The organism is Rhizobium sp. SG_E_25_P2 (genome assembly GCF_029892285.1).
GTDB lineage: Bacteria > Pseudomonadota > Alphaproteobacteria > Rhizobiales > Rhizobiaceae > Rhizobium_E.
This window is the reverse complement of sequence record NZ_JARXVM010000032.1, coordinates 1-7,761: the sequence shown is the minus strand read 5'-3', so window position 1 is coordinate 7,761 and position 7,761 is coordinate 1. Positions and strand designations below refer to the sequence as shown.

General features: G+C 60.4%; 6 protein-coding genes. 3 read left to right on the top strand and 3 right to left on the bottom strand.

Translation table 11 applies throughout. From position 1 onward, the window contains the following. Nucleotides 1-150 precede the first annotated feature (150 nt). Nucleotides 151-2,031, bottom strand: coding sequence for an MFS transporter (locus M2360_RS26680; protein ID WP_280778426.1), 1,881 nt, complete (start codon nt 2,029-2,031; stop codon nt 151-153). Nucleotides 2,032-2,517: 486 nt separating this feature from the next. On the opposite strand from M2360_RS26680, the gene M2360_RS26675 reads away from it, so the two are divergent. After that, nucleotides 2,518-3,540: an aspartate-semialdehyde dehydrogenase gene (locus tag M2360_RS26675; protein WP_280778425.1), complete on the top strand. Its 1,023-nt coding sequence runs from the start codon at nt 2,518-2,520 to the stop codon at nt 3,538-3,540. Between the two features lie 189 nt (nt 3,541-3,729). Continuing rightward, nucleotides 3,730-4,518, top strand: coding sequence for a lytic murein transglycosylase (locus M2360_RS26670; RefSeq protein WP_280778427.1), 789 nt, complete (start codon nt 3,730-3,732; stop codon nt 4,516-4,518). 55 nt (nt 4,519-4,573) lie between these two features. Here the strand turns inward: M2360_RS26670 and M2360_RS26665 are convergent, their stop codons facing one another. Together M2360_RS26665 and pdxY are read right to left on the bottom strand one after the other, a co-directional pair. Then, complete coding sequence (locus tag M2360_RS26665) at nt 4,574-5,266, bottom strand: carbonic anhydrase (protein WP_280778424.1); 693 nt, start codon at nt 5,264-5,266, stop codon at nt 4,574-4,576. Then, nucleotides 5,263-6,138, bottom strand: a complete 876-nt coding sequence (gene pdxY, locus M2360_RS26660; RefSeq protein ID WP_280778423.1) for a pyridoxal kinase PdxY — start codon at nt 6,136-6,138, stop codon at nt 5,263-5,265. Before pdxY ends, M2360_RS26665 begins: the two co-directional genes overlap by 4 nt. Before the next feature lie 149 nt (nt 6,139-6,287). On the opposite strand from pdxY, the gene M2360_RS26655 reads away from it, so the two are divergent. Beyond that, a complete protein-coding gene (locus M2360_RS26655; protein WP_280778422.1) occupies nt 6,288-7,667 on the top strand; it encodes an MFS transporter in 1,380 nt (459 codons plus the stop codon). Nucleotides 7,668-7,761 lie beyond the last annotated feature (94 nt).

The following is a 7,761-nucleotide window of genomic DNA, read 5'->3' as shown; positions in this document are numbered from 1 at the left end:
CGCACAATCTAACGGTCCAAGCCAGAGGTCTCTCAACTACTATGTAGAACTCGTCCAGTCCTCCACCGTAGGTGGAGGTTTATTTACTTCATAAAGAAGAAGGGCCCGGCGATCGCCGGGCCCTTCCTTGTTGATCTCTGCGAGCAAGTCTCAGAGCGTGTGCACGTCGTTGTTCTTGGTTTCCTTGAGGAAGATCATGCCGATGATCAGGCTCATCACCGCGATCACGATCGGATACCAGAGGCCGTAATAGATGTCGCCCTTGGCCGCCGACATGGCAAAGACGATGGCCGGAAGAAGACCGCCGAACCAGCCATTGCCGATGTGATAGGGCAACGACATGCCGGTATAGCGGATGCGGGTCGGGAACATTTCCACCAGCATGGCGGCGATCGGGCCATAGACCATGGTGACATAGATCACCAGCACCGTCAGGATGGCGATGCACTGCACCCAGTTCACCTGGTCCGGATTGGCGACGATCTTGAATTCGCCACCTGCCGGCACCTTGTAAACAGGCATTTCGGTTACGCCTTCCACATCCTTGGCGGTCGCGTATTTCTCGCGAATGATCTTGGCCGCGGACATGGTTTCCGGCGTCAGGGCGCGAATGGCCGCTTCGTCGATATTCAGTTCCGGATTGGCCGCGACGAAGCCGGCGATCTTGGTTTCCGGCACGAAAGCCGTGCCGCGCGCCAACGGGTAGCCGGCGTCCTTGAGGGCGAAGAAGGCCGCCTTCTGGAAGCCTGCGTCGAGCGCCTTGGCCTGATCCCCGGCCGTGACGGCGTCATAGCTGGGAACGACGGCATCCTTGATCTTCACCGTCGCGGCAGTGCCTGCCGGGGCTGGGACGATCTCATAAGGGATCGAGTTCTTGGTCAGGAAGGCGGTGGCGATGTCGCAGGACGTGGTGAATTTCGCCGTGCCCGTCGGATTGAACTGGAAATTGCAGTCGGCGGGATCAGCTGTCACCGTCGCGCGAATTTCCGCCTGCGCCTGAGCGAGAGCGGGGTTTCCGGCCCAGGTCAGCGCCTTGAACAGCGGGAAATAGGTGAGTGCGGCGAGCGCCAGACCCAGCATGATCACCGGCTTGCGGCCGATCTTGTCGGACAGCCAGCCGAACACCACGAAGAACAGGGTGCCGATGGCGAGCGATATCGCGACCATCACATTGGCGTCCTGCAGGTCGATCTTGAGCACGTTCTGCAGGAAGAACAGCGCATAGAACTGACCGGAATACCAGACGACGGCCTGACCCGCGACGGCGCCGAACAGCGCGAGCAACGCGATCTTGGCGTTCTTCCACTGGCCGAACGCTTCGGAGATCGGCGCCTTCGAGGTCTTGCCCTCTTCCTTCATCTTCTTGAAGGCGGGGGATTCGTTCATTTGCAGACGGATCCAAACGGACACGCCGAGCAGGGCGACCGAGATCAGGAAGGGAATGCGCCAGCCCCATTCCGCAAAAGCGTCGCGTCCGAGCAGGGACTGCACCCCGAGAATGACGAGCAGGGACAGGAATAGGCCGAGCGTCGCCGTAGTCTGGATCCAGGACGTGTAGAAGCCGCGGCGATCATCGGGCGCGTGTTCGGCGACATAGGTCGCGGCGCCGCCATATTCACCGCCAAGGGCAAGACCCTGCAATAGGCGTAGAATGATGAGAATGATGGGCGCGGCGATGCCGATCTGGGCCGATCCCGGCAGAAGGCCGACAATGAAGGTGGACACGCCCATGATCAGGATGGTGACCAGGAACGTGTATTTGCGACCGACGATATCGCCGAGCCGCCCGAACACCAGCGCGCCGAACGGACGCACCAGGAAGCCCGCCGCAAAAGCGAGCAGGACGAAGATATTGCGGGTCGCCTCGGGATAGGAATTGAAGAACGCCACCCCGATATAGGCTCCCAGCGAGCCGTAAAGATAAAAGTCGTACCATTCGAACACGGTGCCGAGAGAGGAGGCGAAGATAACCTTCTTTTCCTCTCGCGACATCGGCCGGCCGCGGCTGTGGTTCGCTGCGATATCCGCCATGTCTAGATCCTCCAGTCAGAACATGCCGGACAGCGCCTTTCCTCCAAGGCCTTCATCGACTGCCGGCGTAACCAGAAGGATGCCATGATGTCGCAGGCGCGGGCAGATGGGCTTTGGGATTATGACGAAAGTATTAGGTGCATTGCAAAACGCGCCGCAACCAAACGCAGGGAACGCTCGGCCCGACATGCCGGCTTGACTCCCGGCAAAAAGCCGCTAGAGGTGAGCGCCGAAAGGGAACCGCCCATGTCTGGCCATGCTCGAGCCTCGCTCCTGATGCGCCGTCCGGATCAACGATCCGGCGGACGGTCGCTTTTTTCTCCTGTTTGCAAAACCAGGGCCATCAAAACGAAGACGAAAACCGTCTGACGTTCCTGGCCCGCCGCTCTCTCCCCGGCTGAAGCCGGGAGCGGGAACCTGAGGCGATGTCTTGCGCTCCGGTTCCGATCCAGCAACCGGCGGAGAGAAAAGAAAGAGACGATCACAATGGGTTTCAAAGTCGCAATCGTAGGCGCCACCGGCAATGTCGGTCGCGAAATGCTCAATATTCTCGCCGAGCGCAACTTCCCGGCAGACGAAGTGGTGGCGCTCGCGTCGAGCCGCTCCTTCGGCACGGAAGTGTCCTACGGCGACAAGACGCTGGTGGTGAAGAACCTTGAAAATTACGATTTCGCGGGCACCGACATCTGCTTGATGTCGGCCGGCGGCGATGTGTCGAAGAAGTGGTCTCCGAAGATCGGCCAGCAGGGCTGCGTCGTCATCGACAACTCCTCGGCCTGGCGCTACGATTCGGAAGTGCCGCTGATCGTGCCGGAAGTGAACCCCGACGCGATCGCCGGCTTCCGCAAGAAGAACATCATCGCCAATCCGAATTGCTCGACTGCTCAGCTCGTCGTGGCGTTGAAGCCCCTGCATGACCGCGCCAAGATCAAGCGCGTCGTCGTCTCGACCTATCAGTCGGTCTCCGGCGCCGGCAAGGACGGTATGGACGAGCTGTTCAACCAGACCCGCGCCGTCTTCGTGGCCGATCCGATCGAGAACAAGAAGTTCACCAAGCGCATCGCCTTCAACGTCATTCCGCATATCGACGTCTTCATGGAAGACGGCTACACGAAGGAAGAATGGAAGGTGCTGGCTGAGACCAAGAAGATGCTCGACCCGGCCATCAAGGTCACCTGCACGGCCGTGCGCGTGCCGGTTTTCATCGGCCACTCTGAATCGGTCAATATCGAGTTCGAAAACGAGATCACCGCCGACGAAGCCCGCGACATCCTGCGCGAAGCGCCGGGTTGCCTGGTGATCGACAAGCATGAAAACGGCGGCTATGTGACTCCATACGAATGCGCCGGCGAAGACGCGACCTATATTTCGCGCATTCGCGAAGACGCCACCGTCGAGAACGGCCTCAACATCTGGGTCGTGTCGGACAATCTGCGCAAGGGTGCTGCCCTGAACGCCGTTCAAATCGCGGAACTTCTTATTAACCGTGGTTTGATAAAGGCCGCATAAGTAAAGTCTCACGAATATGTGACCCGGTATCGAACAGAAAGCCCCGCGGGAAACGTCATTCTCGCGGGGTTTCTTCTTGATGGCGGAGCCAGGAGACTTGTAACTAAATTAGACCGAATCGGCGCCTTTCGCGCCGTTCCGCTGGGTGAGGCTCTGATGATTTCGATTTCCAAGCAACTGGCTGCAGGCATGGCTGTCGCGGCATTTCTACTGACTGCCCCGGCGGCCGAGGCTGCCGCTTGCGGCAACACGTCCAAGGGCTTCGAAGCCTGGGTCGAGGCTTTCAAGACGGAAGCAGCCGGCCAGGGCGTAAGCGCCCGCACGCTGGACAAGGTCTTTTCGGCGGTCACCTACAGCCGCGCCACAATTCGCGCCGATCGCGGCCAGAAGAGCTTCAAGCTGAGCCTGGATGAATTCATGCGCAAGCGCGGCGCGACCACCATCGTCTCGCGCGGCAAGAAGATGCGCTCGGCCAACGCGGCCCTGTTCAATTCACTCGAAGCGCGCTACGGCGTGCCTGCCGGGCCGCTGATTGCGATCTGGGGTATGGAAACGGGTTTCGGCTCCTATCTGGGCAATGAACACACGCTGTCAGCAGTCTCCACCCTCGCCTACGACTGCCGCCGCTCGGCTTACTTCACGGACCAGCTCTATGCGGCGCTCACGCTGGTGGAACGCGGCGATCTTGCCATCAACGCCCGCGGCGCCGCCCATGGCGAGATCGGCCAGACCCAGTTCCTGCCGAAAAACGTGGTGACCTATGGCGTGGATGGCGATGGCGACGGCCATATCAATCTCGTCGGCTCGCGCGCCGACGCTCTCGCCTCGACCGCCAATTTCCTGCGCGGCCATGGCTGGAGCGCGGGCGCCGGCTATCAGCGGGGCGAGCCCAATTTCTCCGCCATTCAGGGCTGGAATGCGGCAAGCGTCTACCAGCAGGCGATCGCCATCATGGGCGCGCAGATCGACGGTCAGTAACCATCTGTCCTTTCGCGACGGCGAGGCGCAACCGCGTCGCCGTCGCTTGAAATCTTCAGGACGGCTGCTGATCCGCAGCTTTTTCGATCGCTTCGAGATCGGGCCGGATGAAATCGCCGGTTTCCTGGTTCATCACCCAGAGTTCGCCCGTGGAAATATCGAACCAGGCGCCATGCAGGCGAAGCTTCTGCTTGCCTTCCAGTATGGACACGCAGGGAAACGTCCGGAGATTGGCGATGGAATTGCGTATGGAGACGCGCTCCAGCGTGCGCTGCCGCTCAGCGGGCGTCATGAAGGTGTAGTGCTGCACTTCCTCCGCAGTCGGACGCAGCAAGTTCATCCATTTGCCAATGAAGTCGCCCGGCGACAGCGGCTCGCCGCCATAATTCAGCGCGGCGTGAATGCCGCCGCAACGACCATGCCCCATCACCACGATGTCGCGAATCTTGAGCGACTGCACCGCGAATTCCAGCGCCGCCGATGTGCCATGGTAATTCTCGTCCGGCGCATAGGGCGGCACGAGATTGGCGACATTGCGCACCACGAACAATTCGCCAGGCCCTGAATCGAAAATCGTCTCCGGCGCGGCGCGGGAATCGCAACAGGCGATGACCATGGTCGTCGGAGCCTGACCCTTTTCCGCCAGTTTGCGATAGCGGTCGGATTCACCGGAATAACGGCCACTCATGAAGGCGCTGTAGCCCTCTAGCAATTGCGAAGGAAACCCGGTCACGTCAATTCCTTTCATGATGTGCGTTTGCGCGCGGGATGCAGGAGATGACGCATCTGCACCATCGCCATTGGCGTCGAGAAACTGTGATGATCCTCCGCCAGCATCAGGTCTTGCGATCCACGCTTGACCGCCCGCGCCAGAATTTCGAACACCGACGCTGTGGCCATCTGCAAGGCGCGCTCGTCGCTGTCGCCCTTGATAAGGCGAGACAGAAACAGCGCGGCGGTGAGATCCCCGAGACCTTTCGGAGCATTGTCCACCAGGCGATGCTCGGCAAGCAGCGCATGACGTTCCGTAAGCAGCAGATTTCCCGTGCCGCCGGCCATCATGGCCACAGCCGACGTCACCAGCACGCGTCGTGGACCCAAAGACAACGCAGCTTCCAGCGCCTGGGCGTTGCTGTCCAGCGGCGCGCCAGCCAGCCAGCCGAGTTCGAAACGATTGGGGGTGGCGATATCCGCGATCGGAATCAACTGATCGCGGACGACCTCGGCGATCGCATCGGACACATAGAGCCGGTCCTCATCGCCGATGACGGGATCGCAGAGATAAAGCAGGCCGGGATTTCGAGCCTTAAGCCTGGCGACAAACTCGGCCGTCGCCCCCGCCTGGCTGGGGCTGGCGAAATATCCGGTGATGACGGCCCGAATCGAACTGGCGCGCTCGGAACGCGCGATGTCTTCCAGAATTTTCAAAAACGCGTCATCGTCAATGGCGCAACGCGTCGAAGGCCCATGTCCCGGATGCCAGGACAAGATTACCGTCGGCAAGGACAGGACCGGATGACCCGTCGCCTCCAGACTGAAAACGACGGCGCGATTGCCGACCGATCCCCGGACGACCTGGCTGGAAATGGCGACGATTTCCGCCGGCGCGTCATTCTCCATCACACTACCCCGCCTTTTCCTCGCCTTGATTGCCGCAGTGCAAGAGATTGTCAACCTTTTATGAATCACGCGGGCGGAAAGCCCAGCTTGAACGCTCCGCCCCGCCATGCCACGGTGAACTTATAAACATATGGCGCGACAGGATTGTCATGACGAGTGCGGAGACGACGCCGGCAAAGGCGGGACGGGCAGCCATTTTCGGATGGATGATGTTCGACTGGGCGGCGCAGCCGTTTTTCACCGTGGTCATCACCTTCATTTTCAGCCCTTATTTCGTGTCGCGCATGGTTCTGGACCCGGATCAGGGTCAGCAATATTGGAGCAATATCAATGTGATTTCCTCCGTGATCATCGCGCTCCTGGCGCCGGTCATGGGAGCTATCGCAGACGCCAGCGGCTACAAGAAGCGTTGGATCGCCGCCTTCGCCGTGGTGAAGATCCTGTCTCTGCTCCTTCTATGGCAGGCGGCGCCGGGCAGTTCGGTGCTCTTCATCGGCCTGTTGATCGTGTTTGCGTCGATCGCTGCGGAATTTTCGATCGTCTTCAACGATTCCATGATGCCGCGGCTTGTGGACAACGCCAATGCTGGCAAGATTTCCAATATCGCCTGGGGATTGGGCTATGCCGGTGGGCTGTTGTCGCTGTTTGCCGTGCTGTTTTTCATGGCGGGCTCGCCACAGACCGGCAAGACAATCATCGGGCTCGATCCGATTTTCGGCCTCGATCCAGCGCTAGGCGAGGATGCGCGGGTGACAGGTCCGCTGGCGGCGATCTGGTATCTCGTCTTCATCTTGCCGATGTTCCTGTTTACCCCCGATATCCGCAAGAGCATGCCGATCGGTCGCGCGGTCGGACAGGGGCTTCGCGAATTGCGCGGCGCGATCCGGTCGCTCGGCGAAAGAAAGCCTCTGCTGCGCTTCCTCATCGCCAGGATGATCTATCAGGACGGCGTCAACGGACTTCTGATCCTCGGCGGCGCCTATGGCGCGGCGATGTTCGGTTGGGAGACCACCGAGGTTGGGCTCTACGGCATCATGCTGGCGGTGGTGGCGATTTTCGGCTGCTGGGCCGCTGGCCATCTCGACGGAGCCTTCGGCTCCAAGAATGTCGTCATTCTCGGCCTGGTTCTGCTGCTGATCGCCACGATCGGCGATATTTCCACCACCCGCGACTTCACGCTGTTCGGCCTGATCCCGCTCGACCCCGGCGACACATCAGGGCTGTTCACCACGCAGGGCGAAAGGATCTATATCCTGTTCGGCCTATTGATCGGGCTGGCCTTCGGGCCGGTCCAGGCCTCCTCGCGCTCCTATATGTCGCGCAGTGTCGACGCCGAGGAAGCAGGCCGCTATTTCGGCCTTTACGCGCTGTCGGGCCGGGCGACCACCTTCATGGCGACGGGCCTGAACAGCCTGATGATCTGGGCGAGCGGCTCGGCCCGGGTCGGCATGGCGTCGCTGATTGTCTTCTTCGTCGTCGGCCTCGTTCTCCTGATCGCCACACCCTATCCGGCCCGAAACAAGGCGTGAAGTCATGACCTCCACCAAAGGTGGAGGTTTGAAACGCTGCGCTTGAACCGCTAGAAGCGGTTTTGCTATGTCTTAGTAGCTACGGTTAAAGAGG

Coding starts and splice junctions, on each gene's coding strand:
- M2360_RS26680 (WP_280778426.1), bottom strand. CDS start 2,031: ATGGCGGATATCGCAGCGAACCACAGCCGCGGCCGGCCGATGTCGCGA.
- M2360_RS26675 (WP_280778425.1), top strand. CDS start 2,518: ATGGGTTTCAAAGTCGCAATCGTAGGCGCCACCGGCAATGTCGGTCGC.
- M2360_RS26670 (WP_280778427.1), top strand. CDS start 3,730: ATGGCTGTCGCGGCATTTCTACTGACTGCCCCGGCGGCCGAGGCTGCC.
- M2360_RS26665 (WP_280778424.1), bottom strand. CDS start 5,266: ATGAAAGGAATTGACGTGACCGGGTTTCCTTCGCAATTGCTAGAGGGC.
- pdxY (WP_280778423.1), bottom strand. CDS start 6,138: ATGGAGAATGACGCGCCGGCGGAAATCGTCGCCATTTCCAGCCAGGTC.
- M2360_RS26655 (WP_280778422.1), top strand. CDS start 6,288: ATGACGAGTGCGGAGACGACGCCGGCAAAGGCGGGACGGGCAGCCATT.